The organism is Janibacter zhangyanbonis (assembly GCF_050507325.1).
Taxonomy (GTDB): Bacteria; Actinomycetota; Actinomycetes; order Actinomycetales; family Dermatophilaceae; genus Janibacter.
Map to the genome: position 1 here is coordinate 3089298 of NZ_CP191481.1, position 22844 is coordinate 3112141.

At 72.0% G+C, this 22844-nt stretch carries 20 protein-coding genes; 9 read left to right on the top strand and 11 right to left on the bottom strand.

Annotated elements, in window-relative coordinates:
- Positions 1–9: 9 nt before the first annotated feature.
- Genes ACQBJO_RS15195 through mftM form a run of 3 tightly spaced genes read left to right on the top strand, consistent with a single transcriptional unit; the run spans position 10 to position 3657 of the window.
- Complete coding sequence (locus ACQBJO_RS15195; protein ID WP_255184522.1) at positions 10–1200, top strand: AAA family ATPase; 1191 nt, start codon at positions 10–12, stop codon at positions 1198–1200.
- Between the two features lie 13 nt (positions 1201–1213).
- The gene (locus ACQBJO_RS15200; protein WP_421008871.1) at positions 1214–2743 is read left to right on the top strand and encodes a VWA domain-containing protein; all 1530 of its coding nucleotides are present in this window, start codon (positions 1214–1216) and stop codon (positions 2741–2743) included.
- The gene (mftM, locus tag ACQBJO_RS15205; protein WP_421008872.1) at positions 2740–3657 is read left to right on the top strand and encodes a mycofactocin oligosaccharide methyltransferase MftM; all 918 of its coding nucleotides are present in this window, start codon (positions 2740–2742) and stop codon (positions 3655–3657) included. The genes ACQBJO_RS15200 and mftM overlap by 4 nt, the downstream gene beginning before the upstream one ends.
- Before the next feature lie 10 nt (positions 3658–3667).
- Here mftM and ACQBJO_RS15210 read toward each other — a convergent pair whose 3' ends face one another.
- From ACQBJO_RS15210 to ACQBJO_RS15220, 3 genes are read right to left on the bottom strand one after another with little or no spacing between them, the layout of a single operon-like run.
- Positions 3668–4336 carry a MadR family response regulator transcription factor gene (locus ACQBJO_RS15210; protein WP_421008873.1) on the bottom strand — a complete coding sequence of 223 codons (669 nt, stop codon included), beginning with the start codon at positions 4334–4336 and terminating at the stop codon, positions 3668–3670.
- Entirely contained in the window at positions 4333–5733 is a 1401-nt protein-coding gene (locus ACQBJO_RS15215; protein ID WP_421008874.1) for a MadS family sensor histidine kinase, read from the bottom strand. The genes ACQBJO_RS15210 and ACQBJO_RS15215 overlap by 4 nt, the downstream gene beginning before the upstream one ends.
- Positions 5730–6971, bottom strand: coding sequence for an iron-containing alcohol dehydrogenase (locus ACQBJO_RS15220; protein WP_255184527.1), 1242 nt, complete (start codon positions 6969–6971; stop codon positions 5730–5732). The genes ACQBJO_RS15215 and ACQBJO_RS15220 overlap by 4 nt, the downstream gene beginning before the upstream one ends.
- A 170-nt stretch (positions 6972–7141) precedes the next feature.
- Between ACQBJO_RS15220 and exaC the strand changes: the two genes are divergently transcribed.
- The 5 genes from exaC (at position 7142) to ACQBJO_RS15245 (ending at position 13071) form a co-directional block, all read left to right on the top strand.
- Positions 7142–8665, top strand: a complete 1524-nt coding sequence (gene exaC / locus ACQBJO_RS15225) for an acetaldehyde dehydrogenase ExaC (protein WP_255184528.1) — start codon at positions 7142–7144, stop codon at positions 8663–8665.
- Positions 8666–8694: 29 nt separating this feature from the next.
- Positions 8695–9069, top strand: coding sequence for a DUF779 domain-containing protein (locus tag ACQBJO_RS15230; RefSeq protein WP_255184529.1), 375 nt, complete (start codon positions 8695–8697; stop codon positions 9067–9069).
- Between the two features lie 133 nt (positions 9070–9202).
- Entirely contained in the window at positions 9203–10453 is a 1251-nt protein-coding gene (gene ilvA, locus ACQBJO_RS15235) for a threonine ammonia-lyase IlvA (RefSeq protein ID WP_421008875.1), read from the top strand.
- Positions 10454–10520: 67 nt separating this feature from the next.
- Positions 10521–10802 carry a metal-sensitive transcriptional regulator gene (locus tag ACQBJO_RS15240; protein WP_072625692.1) on the top strand — a complete coding sequence of 94 codons (282 nt, stop codon included), beginning with the start codon at positions 10521–10523 and terminating at the stop codon, positions 10800–10802.
- Between the two features lie 61 nt (positions 10803–10863).
- Complete coding sequence (locus ACQBJO_RS15245; RefSeq protein ID WP_421008876.1) at positions 10864–13071, top strand: heavy metal translocating P-type ATPase; 2208 nt, start codon at positions 10864–10866, stop codon at positions 13069–13071.
- Positions 13072–13523: 452 nt separating this feature from the next.
- Here ACQBJO_RS15245 and ACQBJO_RS15250 read toward each other — a convergent pair whose 3' ends face one another.
- The 6 genes from ACQBJO_RS15250 to ACQBJO_RS15275 form a co-directional block, all read right to left on the bottom strand.
- Positions 13524–14750 carry an ABC transporter permease gene (locus ACQBJO_RS15250; RefSeq protein WP_421008877.1) on the bottom strand — a complete coding sequence of 409 codons (1227 nt, stop codon included), beginning with the start codon at positions 14748–14750 and terminating at the stop codon, positions 13524–13526.
- Positions 14747–15664 carry an ABC transporter ATP-binding protein gene (locus ACQBJO_RS15255; protein ID WP_421008878.1) on the bottom strand — a complete coding sequence of 306 codons (918 nt, stop codon included), beginning with the start codon at positions 15662–15664 and terminating at the stop codon, positions 14747–14749. Before ACQBJO_RS15255 ends, ACQBJO_RS15250 begins: the two co-directional genes overlap by 4 nt.
- Before the next feature lie 90 nt (positions 15665–15754).
- A complete protein-coding gene (locus ACQBJO_RS15260) occupies positions 15755–16444 on the bottom strand; it encodes a response regulator (protein ID WP_421008879.1) in 690 nt (229 codons plus the stop codon).
- Positions 16441–17751: a sensor histidine kinase gene (locus tag ACQBJO_RS15265; protein ID WP_421008880.1), complete on the bottom strand. Its 1311-nt coding sequence runs from the start codon at positions 17749–17751 to the stop codon at positions 16441–16443. The genes ACQBJO_RS15260 and ACQBJO_RS15265 overlap by 4 nt, the downstream gene beginning before the upstream one ends.
- Positions 17752–17761: 10 nt before the next feature.
- Positions 17762–18403: a VOC family protein gene (locus ACQBJO_RS15270; RefSeq protein ID WP_255184536.1), complete on the bottom strand. Its 642-nt coding sequence runs from the start codon at positions 18401–18403 to the stop codon at positions 17762–17764.
- A 93-nt stretch (positions 18404–18496) separates the two neighbouring features.
- Complete coding sequence (locus ACQBJO_RS15275; RefSeq protein WP_255184537.1) at positions 18497–19306, bottom strand: TrmH family RNA methyltransferase; 810 nt, start codon at positions 19304–19306, stop codon at positions 18497–18499.
- A 30-nt stretch (positions 19307–19336) separates the two neighbouring features.
- Between ACQBJO_RS15275 and ACQBJO_RS15280 the strand changes: the two genes are divergently transcribed.
- Positions 19337–20002: a phosphatase PAP2 family protein gene (locus ACQBJO_RS15280; RefSeq protein ID WP_421008881.1), complete on the top strand. Its 666-nt coding sequence runs from the start codon at positions 19337–19339 to the stop codon at positions 20000–20002.
- A gap of 38 nt (positions 20003–20040) precedes the next feature.
- Here ACQBJO_RS15280 and ACQBJO_RS15285 read toward each other — a convergent pair whose 3' ends face one another.
- A complete protein-coding gene (locus ACQBJO_RS15285; protein WP_421008882.1) occupies positions 20041–21717 on the bottom strand; it encodes an ABC-F family ATP-binding cassette domain-containing protein in 1677 nt (558 codons plus the stop codon).
- A gap of 305 nt (positions 21718–22022) precedes the next feature.
- A complete protein-coding gene (locus tag ACQBJO_RS15290) occupies positions 22023–22844 on the bottom strand; it encodes a DUF1206 domain-containing protein (protein WP_421008883.1) in 822 nt (273 codons plus the stop codon).

Below are 22844 nucleotides of genomic sequence, written 5' to 3' on the forward strand. Positions count from 1 at the left end.
AGGAGCGCCATGTCCACCACCACGACGGACGCCGTGCCCGCCCTCGCGAGCGTCGAGGACACCATCGAGAAGTTCCGCGAGCACGGGTACCTCGCCGACCGCAAGCTCGCGACCACCGTCTTCCTCCAGACCCGCCTGGAGAAGCCAGTCCTCCTCGAGGGGCCGGCCGGCGTGGGCAAGACGCAGCTGGCCCAGAGCCTCGCCGAGGTGACCGGACGCCGCCTCATCCGCCTGCAGTGCTACGAGGGCCAGGACGAGTCGAAGGCCCTCTACGAGTGGGACTACGGCAAGCAGCTGCTCTACACGCAGATCCTGCGGGAGAAGATCGGGCAGATCGTCTCCGACGCCGCCGACCTCACCGAGGCCGTCGACCGGATCTCGGCGCACGACAGCATCTTCTTCTCCGAGCGCTTCCTCGCCGCCCGCCCGCTCCTCGAGGCGATCACGAGCGAGGAGCCCGTCGTGCTGCTCATCGACGAGGTCGACCGCGCCGACGAGGCCCTCGAGGCGGTCCTGCTCGAGCTGCTCTCCGAGTTCCAGATCTCCATCCCCGAGATCGGGACGATCGAGGCGACGCACCTGCCGCTCGTCGTGCTGACCTCCAACAACACCCGCGACCTGTCGGCCGCGCTCAAGCGCCGCTGCCTGCACCTCTTCCTCGACTACCCGAGCCCCGAGCGCGAGCTGGACATCCTGCGCTCCAAGGAGACCGGGCTGCAGGACGCGCTCGCCGCGCGCCTCGTCGAGATCGTCCGCGGCCTGCGCGAGCTCGAGCTGCGCAAGGCGCCGAGCATCTCCGAGACCATCGACTGGGCGCGCACGCTCGCCGTCCTCGGGGTCGACGAGCTCGACGCGACCCTGCTGTCGGACACGCTGAGCGTCGTCGTCAAGTACGACCGCGATTTGCGCCGTGCCGGCGAGGCGCTGCCCAAGCTCGTCGACCCCAATGCCGTCGTCCCCGAGGGGCACGACCACGGGCACGGGCACGACCACACGCACGACCACCCTCATCCCCACGGCTCCGACCACGGGGACGACGACGTCGACGGGCGCGAGGCCCGCAAGGCGAAGGACGCCCCCGGCCGCCACGACACCGACTACTACGGAGCACCCGGGGGTCTCGGGACCTCCCGCAAGGTGACACCGGGTCAGGGCGACCGCTCCTTCGCCGGTCGGGGCGCGCGCAAGCGCCCCCTGTGAGGAGGGAGCGACGATGGAGACCACCCTCCACCGCTTCGTGCGGATCCTGCGGCTGCGCGGTGTCCCGGCGAGCGTCGCCGAGGCCATCGACGGGCTGAAAGCCGCCGCGCAGCCGGGCGTCCTGGAGGACCGCGAGGTCCTCCGGGCCGCCCTCGCGGTCAGCCTCATCAAGGACCGCCGGGACATGCCGGTCTTCGACGAGACCTTCGACCGCTTCTTCTCGCTGCGGCCGGTGCTCACCCAGGACCCCGAGCACGGGCACAGCCACGACGACCTCTCCGACGACGGCGAGCTCACCGAGTTCTCCCTGTCAGAGGAGCCGGGCGACATGCCTCAGGACGGTCACTCCCACGGCAAGCCGATCGATCTGCACGACTTCTTCCGGCCCGAGGACATGGCCCAGCAGTACAACCTGCACCAGGAGGCCAACCGCCTCGACATGGCCAACCTCACCGACGAGATCGTCCTGTCCGACGGGACCCAGGCCGGCCCCGACGAGGCCGCGCGCGTGCAGATCAGCACCTCGCGGCTGCACAACCCGGGGGCGCCCGGCGATCTCGCCCGCCGGCCGGGCATGCAGGTCGACGCCGAGCTGAGCGTCGCGCAGGAGATGGCCCTGCTCGCGTGGCTCGACGAGTCCTCCGACCTGCCCGAGGGCGACGAGGACGAGGGACCGGAGATGGCGGCGCTGCGCGAGGCGCTGCAGCCCTTCCTCGACGCGCTGCCCGAGCGGCTCAAGGGGTTCCTCGAGGAGCTCATGGCCCGCGAGGCCGAGCTGGAGATGCGCGAGATCGAGGCGGCCCAGGCCGAGACCGTCGACGAGGCCGACCGGGCCGCGCTCGAGGACTCGATCCGCCGGCTGCTGCGCTCGCTGCACGGCGCGCCCCGCCCCCGGCGGCACACCGCGGCCCGCGGGACGATCGACGGCCGGCTGACGATGCGCCGCAACATGCGCTACGACGGCGTGCCCTTCCGCCCCGTCACGGTGAGCAAGGTCGAGGACCGGCCGCGGCTGCTCGTGCTGTGCGACGTCTCGCTGTCGGTGCGGCAGACCTCGCGCTTCATGCTCCACCTCGTCCACTCGCTGCAGTCCGTCGCGGCCAAGGTGCGCTCCTTCGCCTTCGTCCAGGACTGCGTCGAGATCACCGACCTCTTCGCCGACCACCCCGTCGAGGAGGCGCTGTCGCTCGTCATGTCCGGCCTGCCCGCGGGTGGGGTGCTCGACGTCGACGCCGACTCCGACTTCGGGTCCGCCTTCGAGGTCTTCCTCGAGCAGTACGGCGGCGCGCTCAACCGGCGCACGACGGTCATCGTCCTCGGCGACGGGCGCAACAACGGCAACGACCCGCGGATCGAGGTCTTCGAGGAGATCGCCCGGCGGGTGCGCTCGGTCATCTGGCTCACGCCCGAGCCGCGCTACTCGTGGGGCCTCGGCAGCTGCGACCTGCCCCTCTACGCCGAGTCGTGCGACCGCGTGCAGGTGGTGCGCAGCCTCGGCGGGCTCGAGCGTGTGTCCGCCGCGACCGTGGGGGCGGGGACGTGATCCCCGTCGTCGCGAGCGCCGAGCCGCGGCCCATCGACCCGCTCGCCCCCGGGCGGCCCGCCTACGTCGACGACCTCGTCCGGGTCGTGCGCACCGACGGCGAGCTGCCGCGGCGCACCCTGCGGACCGTGCGGACCGAGCACTTCGACATCAGCCACGAAGGGGGCCGGGTCGCCATCGCGCACCGCGTCCCCCTCGAGGAGGTGCACGCCGGTCTCGCGGAGCTGCTCTCCCGGGAGATCTTCGGCCCCGGGTGGCTGCGCGGCGCCGACGTCTTCGAGCGGATCATGACGGGCATCGTCCTGACGTCCGCCGGAGACCCGCTGAGCGCGTGGGAGCACTTCTACCGCACGAGCCTGCGCACGATCGAGGCCGCGACCGACCTCGCCGACTCGCCCTCCGCGGGGATGCATGGCGCGGTCGCCGGATACGCCCCCGTCTACGCGCGCGCCGAGGAGGTGCTCGTCGGCGACTCGGTCGTCGAGCTGGGCTCGTGCTTCGGCTTCTTCTCCCTGCGCCAGGCCGGGACCCGCGAGGTGACGGCCATCGACGTCTCCGCAGGGTCGATCCGCCTGCTCGAGCAGGTCTCGGCGCAACTCGGCACGCCAGTGGAGGCGCTCACCGCGGACGCCGCCCACGTGCCGCTGCCCGACGGGTGCGCCGACACCGTCGTCGCGCTCCACCTGCTCGAGCACCTCGAGCCGCAGCACGGCTGGCGGGTCGTCACCGAGGCGGTCCGCCTCGCCCGCCGCCGCGTCGTCATCGCCGTTCCCTACGAGGACGAGCCCGAGGAGCTGTGGGGTCACGTGCGCACCCTCACCCGCGAGGACCTGGCCGCCTACGGCCTGCGCACCGGCCTCCCCTTCGCCGTCGAGGAGCACCACGGGGGCTGGCTCGTGCTCGACCTCGCCTGAGCGAAGGGGGTCAGAGCAGGCCGGCCTTGGAGGCCGCGTACACGGCCTCGGCCCGGCGCGAGACGCCGAGCTTGCGCAGGATGTTGCCGACGTGGAACTTCGCGGTCGTCTCGGAGATGAAGAGCTCGGCGCCGATCTTGCTGTTGGACAGGCCCGACGCGAGCAGCCGCAGGACCTCGAGCTCGCGGCTCGTCAGCTCCTTGTGCTGCTCCTCCTCCGCCCCGTGCAGCCCGCGGACCATCGCGGCCGCCGACCGGGCATCGAAGGCGCTGCCCCCGCGGCTCACGTCACGGATCGCCCGGACGAGGCCCGAGGTGTCGACGTCCTTGACGACGTAGCCACGCGCGCCGGCCCGGATCGCCCGCAGCACGAGCCGCTCGTCGAGGAAGGTCGTCAGCACGAGCACCGCGATGTCGGGGTGGAGCGTCGTGAGCTCCTCGCACAGGGCGATGCCCTCGCTGTCGGAGGAGGTCGAGAGCTTGAGGTCGAGGCAGACCATCTGCGGGGAGAGCTCGGCCACGAGCTCCTTGGCCCGGGCCGCGTCCTCGGCCTCGCCGACGACCCGGATGCCCTCCTCGCGCTGGAGCACCGAGCGCAGGCCCTGGCGCACGATGGCGTGGTCGTCGACGAGGAGCAGCCGGATCTCGTCCTCGTCGGTGGTGCTCGTCGCTGTCGTCATGCTCGTCCCCTCTCACCGGTCCGGTCACCCTGCGCGAGCTGCTCGATGAGGCTGTGCCGCTCGCCGTCCGACGGGACGGGCACCCGGATCTCGACCCGCACTCCCCCGATGCGGGCGCGGCGGAACCGCACCCGCCCGCCGAGGTCGGCCACCCGCGCCTCGATGTTGGCCAGGCCGCGGTGGCTGCCGTCGGTGCTGCGACGCTCGACGCGCAGCAGCCGCCCGAGCACGACCGGGTCGCCGCAGCCGTCGTCGGCCACCGACGCGACGACCTCGTCGGGCCGGTAGTGCAGGCGCACCACCGCCCGCGTCGCCTGCGCGTGGAGCGCGACGTTGAACATCGCCTCGCCGACCGCCCGGGCGATGTCGTGCTCGGCGTCGACGCCCAGCGGCACGGCCTCGCCCGCGACGCGGACCTTGACCTGCAGGTGGCTGCGGTGGTGCTCGGCGACCTCGCGGACGAGGTCGGGCAGCGAGGCGAGGGTCTCGCCCTGGGAGCGGCTCAGCGCGTAGATCGCCCGGCGCAGCTGGCTCACGGCCTGCTGGGTGAGGTCCTTGGCGGTGACGAGCTGCTCGTGCATCGGGTCGGCGGTCCCCGACCGTGCCTCGACCTCGCCCCGCGCGATCTCGACCGCCATGCCGGCCGAGAGGACGTACTGCGTCACCGAGTCGTGCAGCTCGCGGGCGATCCGGCCGCGCTCGGTGTCGATGAGCTCGCGCTGCCGGGCCAACTCGAGCCTCTTTTCGAGGCGGTGCAGCTCGTGGGTGCGCTGGTCGAGGTCGCGGGCCTGCGCCTGCACCTCGTCGTAGAGGCTCTGCGCCCGGCGGTGCTGGCGCTGGCCCTCGAGATACTGCTCTGACGTGTGCAGCGAGACGGCGGCCTGGTTGGCGAGGATCCGCAGCACCGCGAGGTCGCCGGGCTCGGGGTCCGCGGCCAGGCCGTGCAGCCCGGCGAGCGCGCCGACGGGGGTCCCGGCGAGCACGACCGGCACCCGCACCCACGGCCCCTCGTCGGCCGTGCGCACCGCGAGACCCGCACGGATCGCGCCCAGCTCGCGGCGCACCATCGGCGGCAGCTGCTCCTCGTCGTCGACGGGGGTGGTCTCCCCCTTCGCCAGGGCGAGGACGCGGGGCCGGGCCCCGATGAGCCGGCCGTCGGCGATCGCGAGGATCATCCACTGCGCCTCGAGGTGGGACGCCGCCGCGCGCACGACCTCTTCGAGGAGTCCTCGCGGACCCTCGTGGGTGCGCACGAGCGCCCGGGAGATCGAGTCCATCGCCCGCACGGCCCGCTGGGTGCGCTCGTCGGAGCGGACGTAGGCGCGGTAGTAGGACCCCTTGCCCGAGCGGACACCGGTGAGCGCCTCGAGGTCGGGGGCCGACCGCGGGGTGCTCACAGCGCGCCCCGGAAGAGCGCCCGGATGTCGTCCTGGTCGGCCGCCCGCGGGTTGGTCGTCAGGCAGGCGTCCTCCAGGGTGGTCGCCGAGAGGGAGTCGAGGTCCTCCTCCCGCACGCCGAGGTCGCGCAGGCCCCGCGGGACGCCGACGTCGTCGGCCAGCCGGCGCACGTGGTCGGCGAGCAGCTCGGCGGCCTCGTCGCCCGGCACGTCGCCGACGGTCAGCCCGGCCGAGCGCGCCAGCCCGACGAAGCGGTCGGGCGCCGCACGGGCGTTGTAGCGGATGACGTGCGGCAGCAGCACGCCGTTGATCACCCCGTGGGGTGCGTCGAGGAGGCCGCCGACCTGGTGGCTCATCGCGTGCGTCGCGCCGAGGATCGCGTTGGTGAAGGCCATGCCGGCCTGCAGGCTCGCCTGCGCCATCTTGCCCCGTGCCCCGAGGTCGAGGGGGTGGTCCATCGTCTCGCGCAGGTGGCCGCAGACGAGCCCCACGGCGCTCAGCGCCTGACCGTCGGCGATCGGGTTGTGCGCCCGGGAGACGTACGACTCGACGGCATGGGTCAGCGCGTCGAGACCGGTCGCGGCGTTGAGGTCCTCGGGCATCGTCGTGAGCAGCCGCGGGTCGGTGATCGAGATGTCCGGGACGAGGGCGCGGCCCATGATCGTCAGCTTCACCCGGCGGTCGGTGTCGGTGACGATGCAGAACTGCGAGACGTCGGCGCCCGTGCCCGAGGTGCTCGGGATGATGAGCACCGGCGGGATCGGCGCGTCGACCTTGTCGATACCCGCATAGTCGCGGATGTCGCCGCCGTTGCCCGCAAGGACCGCGACCCCCTTCGCCGCGTCGGCACAGGAACCCCCTCCGATGGCGACGATGACGTCACCACCCACCTCGAGGTAGCGCTCGTAGGCGGCGGCGATCTCGTGGTCCTTGGGGTTGGGAGTCACCGAGGTCCACACCGTCGGCTGGAGACCCTCGGCCCGGAGGAGCAGGACGAGCTCGTCGACCCAGCCCGCCTCGACGATGCCCGGGTCCGAGACGACGAATGGACGCTGCGCGCCCAATCGCGCTGCGGCACGGCCGGATTCGTCGAGCGAGCCGGGGCCGAAGAGGATCTCCGGGGCGTGGAACTTCAGGAGGAAGGGGCCGTCGGACGGACCGGTCACCTCGGACGCGGACTCCGGGTCCGCGTGTCGGTGTCGGCTCGTCGTCGTCGACGTGATCCCTCCCGGTCTCATCCGGTCACCGTAGCCCCACGTCGGGGTGCACGGTAGGTCGACGGAGCAGACCTACCCGATCGGGTAGGTGGGTGCGCACGCGACCAACCTTCGACCAACCTCCCCCGTCCTACGGTCGGCCCAGGACGACTTCGCAACGGTGCGTCGTCGATTGACCCCAGGAGGCAGACATGGCCGTCTACAGCCCGCCCGGCAGCTCGGACTCGACCATCGAGGTCAAGGAGCAGTACGACAACTTCATCGGTGGCGAGTGGGTCGCCCCGGTGAACGGCGAGTACTTCGACAACATCACCCCGGTGACCGGTCAGGTCTTCACCCGGGTCGCCCGTAGCACCGCCGAGGACATCGACAAGGCGCTGGACGCCGCGCACGCCGCCAAGGACGCGTGGGGCCGCACCTCGACCACCGACCGCTCCAACATCCTGCTCAAGATCGCCGACACCATCGAGGCCAACCTCGAGGACATCGCGGTCATCGAGACCTGGGACAACGGCAAGGCCGTGCGCGAGACGCTCGCCGCCGACATCCCGCTCGCGGTCGACCACTTCCGCTACTTCGCCGGCGCGATCCGTGCCCAGGAAGGCAGCATCTCGGAGATCGACCACAACACGATGGCGTACCACTTCCACGAGCCGCTCGGCGTCGTCGGTCAGATCATCCCGTGGAACTTCCCGATCCTCATGGGCGTGTGGAAGATCGCCCCGGCACTGGCCGCCGGCAACTGCATCGTCCTCAAGCCGGCCGAGCAGACCCCGTGGTCGATCCTCAAGGTCGTCGAGCTCATCGCCGACCTGCTGCCCCCGGGCGTGCTCAACGTCGTCAACGGCTTCGGCGTCGAGGCCGGCAAGCCGCTCGCCTCCAGTCCCCGCATCGCCAAGATCGCCTTCACCGGCGAGACGACGACCGGCCGGCTGATCATGCAGTACGCCAGCCAGAACATCATCCCCGTCACCCTCGAGCTCGGCGGCAAGTCGCCCAACGTCTTCTTCGACGACGTCGCGGCCGAGCAGGACGCCTTCTACGACAAGGCGCTCGAGGGCTTCACGATGTTCGCCCTCAACCAGGGCGAGATCTGCACCTGCCCCTCCCGCGCGCTCGTGCAGCAGGGCATGTACGAGCAGTTCGTCGGCGACGCCGTCAAGCGCGTCGAGGCGATCACGCAGGGCAACCCGCTCGACACCGAGACGACGATGGGCGCCCAGGCGAGCAACGACCAGTTCGAGAAGATCAAGAGCTACCTGGCGATCGGCCGCGAGGAGGGCGCCAAGGTGCTCACCGGTGGCGAGTCGGTCGACCTCGGCGGCGACCTGTCCGGCGGCTACTACATCGCGCCGACGGTCTTCGAGGGCAAGAACTCGATGCGGATCTTCCAGGAGGAGATCTTCGGACCGGTCGTCTCGCTGACCTCCTTCGCCGACGAGGCCGAGGCGCTGCAGATCGCCAACGACACCCTCTACGGCCTCGGCGCCGGTGTCTGGTCGCGCAGCGCACACACGACCTTCGCCATGGGGCGCGGGATCCAGGCCGGTCGCGTGTGGACCAACTGCTACCACCAGTACCCGGCCCACGCGGCCTTCGGCGGCTACAAGCAGTCGGGCATCGGGCGCGAGAACCACAAGATGATGCTCGAGCACTACCAGCAGACGAAGAACCTGCTCGTCAGCTACGACCAGAACAAGCTCGGCTTCTTCTGATCGAGCCGGACCGAAGGGAGTCCCCCGCCATGGGTGCACGCGTCGACCTCACCGACGAGGCAGGAGCGCTGCTCGCGAAGCTCGAGCAGCGCCACGGCCCGCTGATGTTTCACCAGAGCGGCGGCTGCTGCGACGGGTCGTCGCCGATGTGCTACCCGGCGGGGGACTTCCTGACCAGCGAGGCCGACATCAACCTCGGCACGCTCACCGGCGAGGGCTTCACCCCGATCGAGTTCTGGATGAGCGTGTCGCAGTACGAGTACTGGAAGCACACCCACCTCACGGTCGACGTCGTCCCGGGGCGCGGTTCCGGCTTCTCGGTCGAGGCACCCGAGGGCGTGCGCTTCCTCATCCGGTCGCGCCTGATGACCGAGGACGAGCTGCGGGAGTTCGACCTGCTGTAGTCGGGTGAGCACAACCGGTCGTCCTGCTGCATCTCGTGCCGCCCAGAGGGCACGAAGGACCACATCCACGACCTGTTGTGCTCGCTCTGACACACCTCGACGCAGGGCGGCCGGTCGCGACTACGGTGGACGGGTGACCGCCCCGCTCCTCACCGCTGCCGCCGTCGACGCGGCGGCAGCACTGCTCGCCGACGTCCTGCCGCCCACCCCGCTGCACCGCAGCGAGCGCCTCTCCGCCGCGACCGGCGCCGAGGTCTGGCTCAAGCGCGAGGACCTGCAGCCCGTGCGGTCCTACAAGCTGCGGGGCGCCTTCACCTTCATCGCCAACCTCAGCGACGAGCAGCGGGCGAAGGGAGTCGTCGCCGCCTCCGCGGGCAACCACGCGCAGGGCGTTGCCTTCGCCGGGCAGCACCTGGGCGTCAAGGCGCGGATCTACCTGCCGCGCAACACTCCTCGGCAGAAGCGTGACCGCGTCGCGGCCCTCGGTGGCGACATGGTCGACGTCATCGTCACCGGCGAGGTCTACGACGACGCGGCGAGCGCCGCGGCAGCTGGCGCCGCCCGGTCCGGTGCGGTCGTCGTGCCCGCCTTCGACGCGCTCGACACCATGGCCGGTCAGGGCACCGTCGCCGCCGAGATCGTCGACCAGCTCGGCCGCACTCCCGACCTGGTCACCGTGCCGGTCGGCGGTGGCGGGCTGCTCGGCGGCATGGCGACGTGGATGGCCGCCCACTCCTCCTCGACCCGCCTCGTCGGGGTCGAGCCCGAGGGCGCCGCCTCGATGGCCGCCGCCCTGGCCGCCGGGGCTCCGGTCGACCTCGAGACGGTCTCCCCCTTCGTCGACGGGGCGGCGGTGCGGCGGGTCGGCGACCTGACCCACGCGGCCGTGGACTCCACCGGCACCGAGCTGACGTCGGTCGCCGAGGGCGCCATCTGCGTCGAGATGCTCGCGATGTACCAGACCGACGGGATCATCGCCGAGCCCGCCGGTGCCATGGCGACCACGGTCCTCGCCGACCTCGACATCACGCCCGGGTCGACCGTCGTCGCCGTCGTCTCGGGCGGCAACAACGACGTCTCGCGCTACGCCGAGATCGTCGAGCGGGCGCTCATCCACGAGGGCCGCAAGCACTACTTCCTCGTCGACTTCCCGCAGGAGCCGGGCGCGCTGCGGCGCTTCCTCGACGAGGTGCTCGGGCCGGACGACGACATCGCCTACTTCGAGTACGTCAAGCGGAGCAACCGCGAGACGGGGCCAGCGCTCGTCGGCCTCGAGCTCGGCCACCCCCGCGACCTGCTGCCGCTGCTCGCCCGCATGGAGACCTCGCCACTCACGATCGAGCGGGTCGACCCGGGCAGCCCGCTCTTCCGCTTCATCGGCTGAGGGCCTTCGGCGGAATACCCCCCGGGGGGTATCCTGTTGGCCAGTGCACGACCCCCAGGAGGATCACATGGCCGGCTACAGCGGCAGCAAGGACGACTACCTCAAGCGGCTGCGCCGCGTCGAGGGGCAGATCCGCGGCATCTCGCGGATGGTCGAGGAGGACACCTACTGCATCGACATCCTCACCCAGGTCTCGGCGGCGACCAAGGCGCTGCAGGCCGTGAGCCTGGGCCTGCTCGAGGACCACGTCGGGCACTGCGTCGTCGACGCCGCGAAGGAGTCCGACGAGGCCGCAGCCGAGAAGGTGGCCGAGGCCAGCGCCGCCATCGCCCGCCTCGTCCGCTCCTGAGCGGCGACGCGCCCCCTTCGCCTCCCTGACCCTCCAGACCCGACCCGGGACAATGAGCCGCATGAGCACCACCACCGCGTCCGACCCCGTCGCCGAGCCCGAGGCGTCCGACCGCAGCGTCGACCTGGCGATCACCGGCATGACCTGCGCGTCGTGCAGCGCCCGCATCGAGCGCAACCTCGGCAAGATCGACGGCGTCACGGCCACGGTCAACCTCGCCACCGAGCGGGCGAACGTGACCCACCCGGCCGACGTCCCGGTGGACGAGCTCATCAAGACCGTCGAGGCCTCCGGCTACGGCGCCTCGGTCCTCGAGCGCGAGTCGCGCCTCACTCCCCCGACGCACACCCCGGTCGAACGCGACGACCTCAAGCGGCGCGCGGTGGTCGCCGGCGGACTGGCCCTCGTCGTCCTCGTGCTCGCGATGGGTCCCTGGGACTTCGCCGCCAACCCGTGGATCCAGTGGCTGCTCGCCACGCCGGTCGTCGCGTGGGCGGCCTGGCCCTTCCACAAGGCCGCATATCTCAACGCGCGCCAGCTCGCCTCGACGATGGACACCCTCGTCAGCCTCGGTGTGAGCGCCGCCTACGTGTGGTCGACGGTCACCCTCCTCACGGGCGCCGGAACCGACGGGCACTACTACTTCGAGACCGCGGCGGTCATCACCGCCTTCCTGCTCATCGGGCGCTGGCTGGAGGCCCGCAGCCGCGACGAGGGGCGCTCCGCCCTCACCGAGCTCATGGACCTCGGGTCGAAGGGGGTCGCCGTCCAGCGGATCGACTCCCGCAGCCGGGCGACGACCGAGGTGATCCTGCCCCTCGACGAGCTGCAGGTGGGCGACCACTTCATCGTGCGCCCGGGTGAGAAGGTCGCCACCGACGGTCGCATCGTCGACGGGTCGAGCTCCATCGACACCTCCCTCGTCACCGGCGAGTCGGTGCCGGTCGACGTGCGCTCCGGCGACCACGTCGACGCCGGCACGGTCAACACCTCCGGGCGGCTCGTCGTCGAGGCGACCGCCGTCGGGGCGGACACGACCTATGCGCAGATCGTGCGGCTGGTCGAGCAGGCCCAGACGGGCAAGGCCGACGTCCAGCGGCTGGCGGACCGGGTCTCCTCGGTCTTCGTGCCGGTCGTCCTCGGGCTCGCGCTGCTCACCTTCGTCGGGTGGTGGATCGGCTCGGGCTCGGCGACGACCGCCCTCGGGGTCGCCGTCTCGGTCTTGATCATCGCCTGCCCCTGCGCGCTCGGCCTCGCGACGCCGATGGCGCTGCTCGTCGGCACGAGCCGCGGCGCGCAGCGCGGCGTGCTCATCAAGGGCGCCCAGGTGCTCGAGGACACGCGCAGCGTCGACACCCTCGTGCTCGACAAGACCGGCACGATCACGACCGGCGTCGCCCAGGTCACCGACCTCGCCGCCGCGCCGGGGCTGCACCCGGCGGCCGTGCTGACCGCTGCCGCGGCCGTCGAGACGGGCAGCGAGCACCCGATCGCCCGGGCCATCGTGCGTCGGGCCCAGGACAAGGGCATCAAGATCCCGGCGATCCGCGACTTCGAGGCGCTGCCCGGGTCGGGCGCCGTGGCGACGATCAAGGACACGCGGGTCACCGTCGGGCGCGCCGACCTCTTCGACGAGGTGCCGGCCGAGCTCGCGACCCTCGAACGTCCCGGCACGACGGTCTTCGTCGGCTGGGACGGCATCGCCCGCGGAGCGCTGACGGTGGCCGACGAGATCCGCGAGACCTCTGGCGACGCGATCCGCGCGCTGCGGGCCGAGGGGCTCGAGGTGTGGCTGCTCAGCGGCGACAACGAGCACAACGCGACGACCATCGCGACCCAGGTCGGCATCGAGCCCGAGCACGTCGTCGCGGACGTGCGGCCGCAGGACAAGCACGACGTCATCGCCGACCTGCAGGAGCAGGGGCGGGTCGTGGCCATGGTCGGCGACGGGGTCAACGACGCCGCCGCGATCGTCAAGGCCGACCTCGGCATGGCGATGGGTACCGGCACCGACGTCGCGATGGAGTCGGCCGACATCGTCCTCGTGCACGCCGACCTCGAATCGGTCCCCCGCGCCATGCAGCTCTCCCGAGAGACGCTCGCGACCATCAAGCAGAACCTCGGCTGGGCCTTCGGCTACAACATCGTGGCGATCCCGCTGGCGATGGCCGGGCTGCTCAACCCGATGATCGCCGGCGCCGCCATGGCCCTGAGCTCGATCCTCGTCGTGCTCAACTCCCTTCGCCTGCGCCGCTCGATCTCGGACTGAGCCAGCCCACGAGGTGCCGGGCTGCGGACCAGCCGGTCCCATACGCCGCTGCTCCGTGCTGTGAGCCGCCCCGACGCCCGGAGTGCCACCCAGCCGGGGCCAGGCCATACGCCGCTGCTCCAGAGTACGAGCCAGCCCACGAGGTGCGGGCGTGGCGACCCAGCCAGGCCGTACGCCGCTGCTCCAGAGTACGAGCCGCGCGAACCCTGACTCGCCGTACGGAGCAACGGCGTAGCCCGTCCCGAGGCTCCCCACCCCCGTCACCCGGCCACCACTCCCGGCCCGAAGTACGGAGCAACGGCGTCGTCACTCCCCCGCGCCCCCGGGGGTCCCGCGCAATGCCGCCCGCCCGCCCGCGGGCAGACGATCGGCCGGGCACCACCCCTGACAGGGTGCCCGGCCGATCGAGTTCGGGGCCGCCGGCGCCGCGCTGCGGCGCCGACGGCAGGTGCTCACAGCTCGGCGTTCCACGCCTCCTTGTAGGTGAGCTTGCCGCCCGTCTGCATCAGGGCGCGGCGGTAGATGCGCTCGGCGACGAGGATGACGCCGGCGGTGACCACCGCGAGGATCCCCAGGCTGATCAGGGCCTGCCACCACTGCGACTCGCCCGACACCAGGCGCATCGGCTGCAGGACCGCCGAGAAGGGCGGGATCCACGCGAGGACCTCGACGACGCGGCCGGTGGCAAACATCGCGCCGAAGAACATGAACATCAGCAGCATCGTCACGGGCATCGACGTCGACTGGATGTCCTCCTGGCACGAGGCGAGCGCGCCGGCCACCGCGTAGAGCGCGGCGATCATCGTGAAGCCCGCGATGAAGAAGACGACGAACCACGCCAACCCGCTCGTGAAGCTCGGCAGCATGTCACCCCAGTCGGTGAAGCTCACCCCGACGACCGCCACGGCCGCGCAGAGCAGCAGCTGGGCCACAGCGAGCACGACGGCCGCGATGAGCTTGCCGAAGAGCAGGTGCCGCAGCGGGATCGACGTCGCGATGATCTCGACGATGCGCGACTGCTTCTCCTCGGTGACGCTCATCGCGAGGTACATCCCGAAGATCACCGCGGACATGTAGAAGAGGATCGCCATGCCGAAGCCCACCGCCTTGGCGATGCCCTGCTGCTCGGCGTCACCATCGAGGATGTCGGTCGTGACGGCGGTCCCCTGTTGGAGCGTCGCGACGTCGGTGCCGGCCTTCTCGGCATTGGCGGCGAGCACGGTGCTGCTCACCGTCTCGGTGGAGATGTCCCGCAGCCCAGAGCTGACCTCCGAGCGGCCGACGAGCTCCCAGCCGTCGTCGGTGGGGTGCAGCCAGGCGTCGGCGGACTCGTCCATGACGGCGGCCTTGGCGGCCTTCGCGTCGTCGACCTCGACGAGCGTGATCGTCACCTTGTCGTCGATGTCGGGAGCGGCCGCGACGATCGACTCCCCCATCTGCTGCGACTGGGTGGTGACGGCGAGGTCGTAGGTGACCTCCTTGTTGGCATTCCACGCCTGGAATCCGAAGACCGCGACGAGGATGACGAGCGACAGCAGGGTCGACCCGATGAAGGTCTTGTCCCGCAGCCGCACCGACAGCTCACGCTGGGCGACGAGGGCCCAGGCACTGCGGGTCGAGGTGGACTCGGTGCCCGACCCCGTCGAGGTGGGCGAAGGGGAGGTCGTCACGGTGCTCATGCCGTCACCTCCCGATAGACCTCGGACAGCGGCGGCACGATCGGCGTCAGCTCCGTGACGCCCCCGCGGCGCAGCCCCTCGGCGAGGACCTCGCCGAGGACCCGCTGGCCCTCGGCCTCGGCGTCGGCCGAGAGGTCGAGGATGGCCGTCGGGCCGTCCACGTCGAGCGCGGTGACCCCGGCGACGTCACGCACCCAGCCGGCGTCGCGCACCGCGACGAGCTTGTGCCGTCGCGGGGCGCCGCCCCGCAGCTCGGTGGGCGTGCCGGTGGCGCGCACCGTCCCCTTCGCGAGGATGACGAGCTGGTCGCACAGCCGGTCGACGAGGTCGAGCTGGTGGCTGGAGAAGAGCACCGGCACGCCGCGCGCCGTGTGCTCGCGCAGCAGGTCGGCCATCGAGTCCACGGCATCGGGGTCGAGGCCGGAGAAGGGCTCGTCGAGGATGAGCGCCGCCGGCTCGATCATCAGCGCGGCGGCGATCTGCACCCGCTGCTGGTTGCCGAGCGAGAGCGACTCGACGGTGTCGTCGGTGCGCTCGCCGAGGCCGAGGCGCTCGAGGAGGGTCATGACCGACTCCCGCGAGCGCCGGGCGCTCAGGCCGCGCAGCTGGCCGAGGTAGATCAGCTGGTCGGCGACCTTCTGCTTCGGGTAGAGCCCGCGCTCCTCCGGCATGTAGCCGATGGTGCGCTGGTCGGCGGCGGTGATCGGCCGGTCGCCCCAGAGGACCCGCCCCTCGGAGATCGTGAGGACGCCCATGATCATGCGCATCGTCGTCGTCTTGCCGGCGCCGTTGCCCCCGACGAACCCGGTCATCTGCCCCTGCGGCACCGTGAAGTCGACGTGGTCGACGGCGGTGAAGTCACCGAACCGTCGCGTCAGCCCCTCCACTGTGATCGTCTGCGGTGTCCTGTCCATGCCCCCAACGCTAGGGAGCACGGCGCGTCAGCAGATCAGCCACGGGGATGATCTTGGGACGAAGGGGGTCTCCCCCCACGGGTGGAGCGCTCAGCCCGCGATGCCCGCCTCGTGCGCGAGGATCACCGCGCCGACGCGATCCCGCACCTGCAGCTTGGCGAAGATGCTCGACACGTGCGTCTTGACCGTCGCGGCGCCGATGACGAGGTCGGCGGCGATCTCGGAGTTGGACCGGCCGGCGCCGATCAGGCGCAGCACCTCCAGCTCACGCTCGGTGAGCTGGCCGAGCAGGTCGGCGTGCCGGCCCGGCCCGCTGCCGGCGGCGGGCGCGGTCATCTGCGCGATGACCCGCTGGGTCACCTCGGGGGCGAGCAGCGCGTGCCCGTGCCCGACGGCGCGCAGGGCGTCGACGAGCTGGTCGGCCTCGGCGTTCTTGAGCAGGAACCCGCTCGCCCCGGCCTCGAGCGCGTCGAAGAGGTAGCTGTCGGCGTCGAAGGTCGTCAGGATGATGACCCGCCCGAGCCCCGAGGCGACGATCTCCCGGGTTGCGGCGATGCCGTCCATGACCGGCATCTGCACGTCCATGACGATGACATCGGGCCGCTGCTCCCGCGCCATCTCGACCGCCTGGCGACCGTCCGACGCCTCGCCCACGACCTCGAGGTCGTCCTCGACCGAGAGCATCATCGCGAAGCCCGACCGGATGATCGGCTGGTCGTCGACGAGCAGCACCCGCAGCCGCCCGCCGGTCCCGCCCCCTGCGGGCGGAGGCAAGCTCATCGCGCACCCTCGGAGCGAAGGGGGATCCGCGCCCGGACCCGATAGCCACCCAGCGGTCGCGGCCCGATCTCGACGCTCCCGTGGTGCGACTGGACCCGCTCGCGGATACCGAGCTGGCCCATGCCGGTGCCGGAGGTGCCCGGGAGCGGCCGGCCGTCGTCGGTGACCTCGACCTCGGCGTGCTCGCCGTCGACGCGCACGGTCACGCGCGCGGTGCGGGCGGTCGAGTGCTTCGTGACATTGGTCAGCGCCTCCTGGGCGGTGCGGTAGAGGGAGTGCCCGATCGATGCCGGCACGGCGTCGACGTCACCATCGCGGGCCTCGACGACCTCGTGGACCACGGTCAGACCCGACCCGCTGCGGGCCTGCGCCATCTCGGCGATGTCGCCGAGCGTCGGCTCCGGCGCGTGGTCGTCCGCGGCGGCCGGGGACTCACGCATCCGCAGCGTACCGAGGAGCCCACGCATCTGCGTGACGGCATCGCGGCTGCCACCCTCGATCCGGGCGAGCGCCCCCTTCGCCGCCTCGGGGTCACGGTCCATGACCCGACGGGCCGCGGCCGCCTGCACCCCGATCCCGGAGACGTGGTGGGCGACGACGTCGTGCAGCTCGCGGGCGATGCGCAGGCGTTCGTCGATGACGGCCGCCTCGCGCAGCTGCTCGGTCTGCTCGCTGATCGTGACGGTCTGCTGCTCGAGGTGCGCCCGCTGCCGTGCGGATCGCCAGGCGACCTGCCCGCCGAGGACGGCCCCGCCGAAGTACAGGACGTTGATGGCCCCGAGCATGAGCGGGGCGGCGACGGTCGCCGGGACCCACGCGTCGGGGTCGCTCGCCTCCACCATGTCGCTGAGGACCTGGCCGACGGCGATCCCCCAGACGAGCCAGAGACCCATCGCGAAGATGATCACCGAGTAGACGAGGGCCATCGCGCGACGGTTCCTCGCCCACGCGACGCCACCGAGGACGACGAGGAAGTAGGCGATCTGCGTCGACAGCAGGCTCGCCATGAGCGGCTCGAGCGTCGAGATCGCCCAGTAGGCGACGGAGCCGCCGATGACGGTGGCGAGCGGGAAGCGTCGCCGGGTGAGCAGGAAGAGCGCGGGGACCGCGGTGTAGAGCCACTGCTGCCAGCGCGGGGCGTCGATCTCGACGAGCCCGCCGAGCGCGCGCATCAGCTCGAGGACGAAGAGCGAGGCCGCGACGACCGCGAGGGTGAAGAGGAGGTCCCCGCGACTGATCGTGCCGCCGGGGCGGACCCAGTCGTCGTCGAGGGCGAAGAAGTCGCCGACGCGCTCCGACCAGGCCATGGGGTGCCGGTCAGAGGGTGACCGGGCCACCCGGGGTGTTGAAGGTGACCGACATCAGGCCGGGCGTGCCGTGCGGCGCGACGAAGTCGAAGGTGATGACCGACGAGGTCTCCTCCGGCGTGCGCCCACCGAGCCAGTCGGTGACGCGGGCCGGGTCGCCGGCGATCATGAGCGAGGCGATGGTGACGTCGGTCGACGCCTCCTGCGACGGGTGCGGCGAGCCCTCGCCCCACTTGACGAAGAAGGGCAGCTGCGGGTCGGCGAGGGTGCCCTTGATGCCGATCTGCTTCCAGAGGAACTCGCGACCGTCGGAGAGGCGACGGTTGCCGTCGACGGCCTTGCGGTCGAGGCGCTCCTCGACCTTCTCGATCTCGTCGTCGACCCGGATGACCCAGCCCATCCAGCCGCCGCCGGCCTCGGAGCGGGCGCGCACGACCTGGCCGAAGGGGGCCTTGTCGGAGCTGGGGTGGTCGAGGACCTCGACGATCTCGACGTAGCGCTCGTGGGCGAGCGGCAGGATCATGTTGCGCGTGCCGAAGCGCGGGTGGATGCCCCCGTCGACGGGAGTGACGCCCAGGGCATCGCCGAGGCGCTCGGCCGTGGCCTTGACACCGGACTGGTCTGCAGCATAGGAGACGTGGTCAACGCGCATGCAGGCATCGTGGCACAGGGCAGCGCCCGCCCCGTAATCGGGGTGGCACGGGGGTGCGACGAGCGTGCCGAAGGGGGGGCGGCCCGGGCCGCGTCAGCCGGCCCGCCGCTGGCGCACGGCCTCGTAGACGACGATCGCCGCCGAGGTGGCGACGTTGAGCGAGTTCGCCTGTCCCACCATGGGGATCCGTACGCGGTGCTGGGCCCGCGCGAGCGCGGCGTCGGTCAGGCCGTACTTCTCCGAGCCGACCGCGACGGCCACGGCACCGGTGAGATCGGCGTCGGTGTGCTCGACGTCGGTGTCGGGGGTCGTCGCGACGACCGCGACCCCGTGCTCGGCAAGCCAGGCCCACGCCTCGTCGGTGCTCGCGGCCGCGACCGGCACCGAGAAGACCGTGCCCTTGCTCGAGCGGATGACGTTGGGGTTGCCCCAGTCGGTCACCGGGTCGGCCGAGAGCACGAGCGCGACACCCGCCGCGTCGGCGGTGCGCAGCATGGCGCCGAGGTTGCCCGGCTTCTCCACCCCTTCGCACAGCAGGACGAGGGCGTCGTCCGGCAGGTCGACCTCGTCGAGGCCCAGCCCGGGGGTGGGCACCTTGGCGAGGATGCCGTCGGGCCCCTCGCGGTAGGCGACCTTGTCGAAGGCGGTGCGCCCGAGCTCGACGACCTCGGCCCCGAGGCCGCGGGCGCGCTCGACGAGCGCCGCCCCGACGTCGGGGTCGAGCATGAGCTCGGGGCAGTGGAAGACCGTGAAGGGGCGGACACCGGCGTCGAGCGCGAGGGTGGTCTCCTCGAGCCCCTCGACGAGGGTGGTCCCGGTGGTCTCGCGGGCGCGACGGCGACGCAGGGTCACGAGGTCCTTGAGGCGCTGGTTGGCCGGCGAGGTGATGACGAGATCGGACATGGCGGATCCAGCATGCCGCACAATCGCTGGATGCCGACCGACCGCCACGTGTCCCCCCTTCGCGTCGTCGTGGCGGTGGCCGTGATGGTCGCCGTCATGCTGCTCGTCGCTGCGCTGGGCGAGTGGGTGATCATCCCCTCGTCGGCGCTGCGCGAGCTGGACGAAGGGAGTGCCTCCCGGGCCGTCGCCCTGCTCGCCGACCACGACGGCCTGGCCGAGGCGGCGCGCGTGTGGTCCGACCTCAGCGGACCGTGGGTGGTGCACCCGATCGTGGCGATCGCCGCCGGCGCACTCGTGCTGCGGCGCCGGATCACCGCCCGGGCCGGGGTGGTCGTCATGGCGATCGGCCTCGTCGGGTGGGCGCTCGGTGCGGTGGCCAAGGAGATCGTCGAGCGACCACGACCGGCGCAGGCGGTGCTCGAGGTCGGCAGCTTCAGCTATCCGAGCGGGCACGCGACCAACATCGCGCTCGGCGCGGTGCTGCTCATCGCCCTCGCCCGGGCCGCCGAGCGGGCCTGGATCCGCTGGGGCACAGCGCTGCTCGCGCTGCTCGCCGTCATCCTCACCGCCGCCGACCGGATCCTGCTCGGCGTCCACTACGTCACCGACGTCGCCATGGGGCTGGGCTTCGGCGCCGCGGCTGCGACCCTCGCCCTGGCCTGCCTCCCCCTTCGCCCCAACTCTGCAAAACCCTAGGGTCTTGCAGATTTGGCAGCCCCTAACTCTGCAAAACCCTAGGGTCCTGCAGGGTCAGGGGCGACGTCGGCGAGCCGGCCGTCGCGAATCTCCCAGCGGCGGGTGAGACCGAGCCGGCCGAGGAAGTCCTCGTCGTGGCTGACGACGAGGAGCGCGCCCTCGTAGGCCGCGAGGGCGTCGACGAGCTGGTCGACGCTGTCGACGTCGAGACTGTTGGTCGGTTCGTCGAGCACGACGAGCTGCGGCGCCGGGTCCGCGAGCAGCACGCTGGCCAGCGCCACGCGGAAGCGTTCGCCGCCGGACAGGCCCGCGACCCGCCGCTCCGCGAGCGCGCCCCGGAAGAGGAAGCGCGCCAACGACGCCCGCACCTGCTGCGGCGGCACCGTCGGCGCAGCCGCCCGGACCGTCTCGAGGATCGTCAGCTCGTCGTCGAGCTCGATCCGCTGCGGCAGGTGACCGACCTCGTCGATGCGCCCGACGCACCTCGCCACCGGCTCCACCGCCACGGGCAGGCCGAGGACTTCTCGCAGCAGGGTGGTCTTGCCGGCGCCGTTGGGCCCGGTCAGGGCGATTCGCTCCGGCCCGCGGACCACGACGGGGCGAAGGGAGTCCCCCGCACCTGCTCCCGGCACCGCCGCGTCGGGCGCGACGGGCTGCAGGGTGAGCACGGTGCGCCCTGCCGGCACCCGCGTCGCGGGCAGCTCGATGCGCACCGACCGGTCCTCGCGGACCCGTGCCTCGGCGTCCGCGAGCGATGACTCGGCACGCTGCAGCCGGTCGTCGTGGATGTCGCGGTGCTTGGCGGCGGACTTCTCCGCCTGCATGCCCCACGTCTTCATGACGATCTTCGGCGCCCGCTTGCTCGCGTAGTCACGGTCGGCGATGCGCTGCCGACCGGCGAGCTTGAGCTCGGCCTCGATGCGGTCGCGCTTCTGCCGACGCAGGTCCTGCTCGGCGGCCTGCACCGCGTCGGCGGCCGCCTGCTGCTCGGCGTCGATCGCCGCGCGGTAGACCGACCACGGCCCGTCGAAGCTCCGCAGCTCCCGCCCGTGCACCTCGACGATGCGGTCGACGTGCTCGAGCAGCTCCGTGTCGTGGCTGACGACGACGAGCGACCGCTGCGTCGGCCAGGCGTCGATCGCCGCGACCAGCCGGTCGCGGGCGGCCCGGTCGAGGTTGTTGGTCGGCTCGTCGAGCAGCGCGACATCGGCCCGCTGCAGCTGGAGGGCGGCGAGCCCGACGGTGACGACCTCACCTCCCGAGAGCGTGCCGAGCCGACGGTCGAGCAGGTCGGGCCCTGCGGGCAGGCCGAGGGCGGCGAGCGTCGACATGGCCTCGGCCTCTATGCCCCAGCGGCCTTCTGCCACATCAAAGTTCGCCTGGTCGAGCGACCCGGCCTCGATGGCGCCGATCGCCGCCAGCACGGGCGCGATGCCGAGCGCCTCGGCCGCGGTGCGCGTGGTGTCGAGGCCGAGCTGCTGCGGCAACGTGGCGACCGTGCCCGCGACGTGCACGGCGCCGGAGGTCGGGGCGAGCTCGCCGGCCATGAGGCGCAGCAGGGTCGTCTTGCCGGAGCCGTTGCGCCCGACGAGGCCGGTGCGGCCGTGGCCGAAGGACCCGCTGACGTCGTCGAGGGCACGGGTGCCGTCGGGCCAGTCGAGGGTGAGGTGGGTGAGGGTGACGAGGGCGTCGGCCCCGGTGGTGGGTGCTGACATGGGTGATCTCCTGCCGTGGCGGCGAGCGCACGCCGACGGGACTCGCGGTGCGTGGGCCGCGGTCGGTCGCGCTGGTCAGTCGCGGGAGATCTGGTGCCGCATCAGGCGGGTCATCACCTCTGGTCGGGGGGACCGGGCGCTGTCACCGACCGGTCGGACCCGACAAGGGTAGGGACTCCCCCTTCGCCCCGGCAACCGGTTTGCCGAACCCAGCTCTGCACAACCCTAGGGTCCTGCACGGTCACGGCCGCCAAACTCTGCACAACCCTAGGGTCTTGCAGAGTTCGCGGGGGACGAAGGGGAGGTCAGATCCGCTGGTGACGTGCCCGGGAGAAGCAGTAGAGGCCGAAGGCCACGAGACCGGCTGCGACGACGGTGAGCAGCGCGGGGCCGAAGGGCTCGTCGCGCAGGGACTTCAGGGCGCCGTCGAGACCGTCGGCCTCCGAGGACTGGTGCTGGACGGCGGCGATGACGAAGAAGGCACCGACGAGGGCGAGGACGCCTCCCTTCGCCGGGTAGCCGACCATGCCGGCCACCGTCGCGAGGCGCCCGGGGCGCTCCTCGAGGTCGTCGAGGAACGTGCGGGTCACGCCCTTGTAGACGTGGTAGCCGCCGACGGCGATGACCGCGACACCCACCGCACCGACGAGGACCTGGCCGGCGGGCGCCTTCATCAGGGTCGCGGTGACGTCCTGGGAGGACTGCTCCGAGGAGGACGACGAGCCGGAGCCGACGGCGAACTGCGCTGCGGTCCAGGCGATCGCGGCGTAGACGAGCGCCTTGCCGACGGCCTTCACCCGGTCGGCCGCACCGCTCTCGCCGACGCTGGGACCGACCGCGACGGTCAGCTGCCACAGCACGAGAGCGGCGAGCCCGACGACGATGACCCACATGAGGACGGTGCCCGCGGGGTTGCTCGCGAGGGTCGCCAGCGCGCCGGACTGGTCGGCCTGGCCACCGCCGCCCCAGCCGACACGACCGGCGGTCCACCCGAGGACGATGTGCAGGAGCCCCGAGACGACGAAACCGACGCGGGCCAGCGTCTCGAGGGCGGGGTGGTCGCCGACCTTGCGGGCGGCATCGGTGGCGGCGTCACGGGCGTCGCCGAGATCAGGAGAGTGGCTCAC

Coding starts and splice junctions, on each gene's coding strand:
- ACQBJO_RS15220 (WP_255184527.1), bottom strand. CDS start 6,971: ATGAGACCGGGAGGGATCACGTCGACGACGACGAGCCGACACCGACAC.
- ACQBJO_RS15230 (WP_255184529.1), top strand. CDS start 8,695: ATGGGTGCACGCGTCGACCTCACCGACGAGGCAGGAGCGCTGCTCGCG.
- ACQBJO_RS15210 (WP_421008873.1), bottom strand. CDS start 4,336: ATGACGACAGCGACGAGCACCACCGACGAGGACGAGATCCGGCTGCTC.
- ACQBJO_RS15260 (WP_421008879.1), bottom strand. CDS start 16,444: ATGAGCTTGCCTCCGCCCGCAGGGGGCGGGACCGGCGGGCGGCTGCGG.
- ACQBJO_RS15265 (WP_421008880.1), bottom strand. CDS start 17,751: ATGGCCTGGTCGGAGCGCGTCGGCGACTTCTTCGCCCTCGACGACGAC.
- ACQBJO_RS15275 (WP_255184537.1), bottom strand. CDS start 19,306: ATGTCCGATCTCGTCATCACCTCGCCGGCCAACCAGCGCCTCAAGGAC.
- ACQBJO_RS15285 (WP_421008882.1), bottom strand. CDS start 21,717: ATGTCAGCACCCACCACCGGGGCCGACGCCCTCGTCACCCTCACCCAC.
- ACQBJO_RS15280 (WP_421008881.1), top strand. CDS start 19,337: ATGCCGACCGACCGCCACGTGTCCCCCCTTCGCGTCGTCGTGGCGGTG.
- ACQBJO_RS15245 (WP_421008876.1), top strand. CDS start 10,864: ATGAGCACCACCACCGCGTCCGACCCCGTCGCCGAGCCCGAGGCGTCC.
- ACQBJO_RS15240 (WP_072625692.1), top strand. CDS start 10,521: ATGGCCGGCTACAGCGGCAGCAAGGACGACTACCTCAAGCGGCTGCGC.
- ACQBJO_RS15270 (WP_255184536.1), bottom strand. CDS start 18,403: ATGCGCGTTGACCACGTCTCCTATGCTGCAGACCAGTCCGGTGTCAAG.
- ACQBJO_RS15200 (WP_421008871.1), top strand. CDS start 1,214: ATGGAGACCACCCTCCACCGCTTCGTGCGGATCCTGCGGCTGCGCGGT.
- exaC (WP_255184528.1), top strand. CDS start 7,142: ATGGCCGTCTACAGCCCGCCCGGCAGCTCGGACTCGACCATCGAGGTC.
- ACQBJO_RS15255 (WP_421008878.1), bottom strand. CDS start 15,664: ATGGACAGGACACCGCAGACGATCACAGTGGAGGGGCTGACGCGACGG.
- ACQBJO_RS15250 (WP_421008877.1), bottom strand. CDS start 14,750: ATGAGCACCGTGACGACCTCCCCTTCGCCCACCTCGACGGGGTCGGGC.
- ACQBJO_RS15195 (WP_255184522.1), top strand. CDS start 10: ATGTCCACCACCACGACGGACGCCGTGCCCGCCCTCGCGAGCGTCGAG.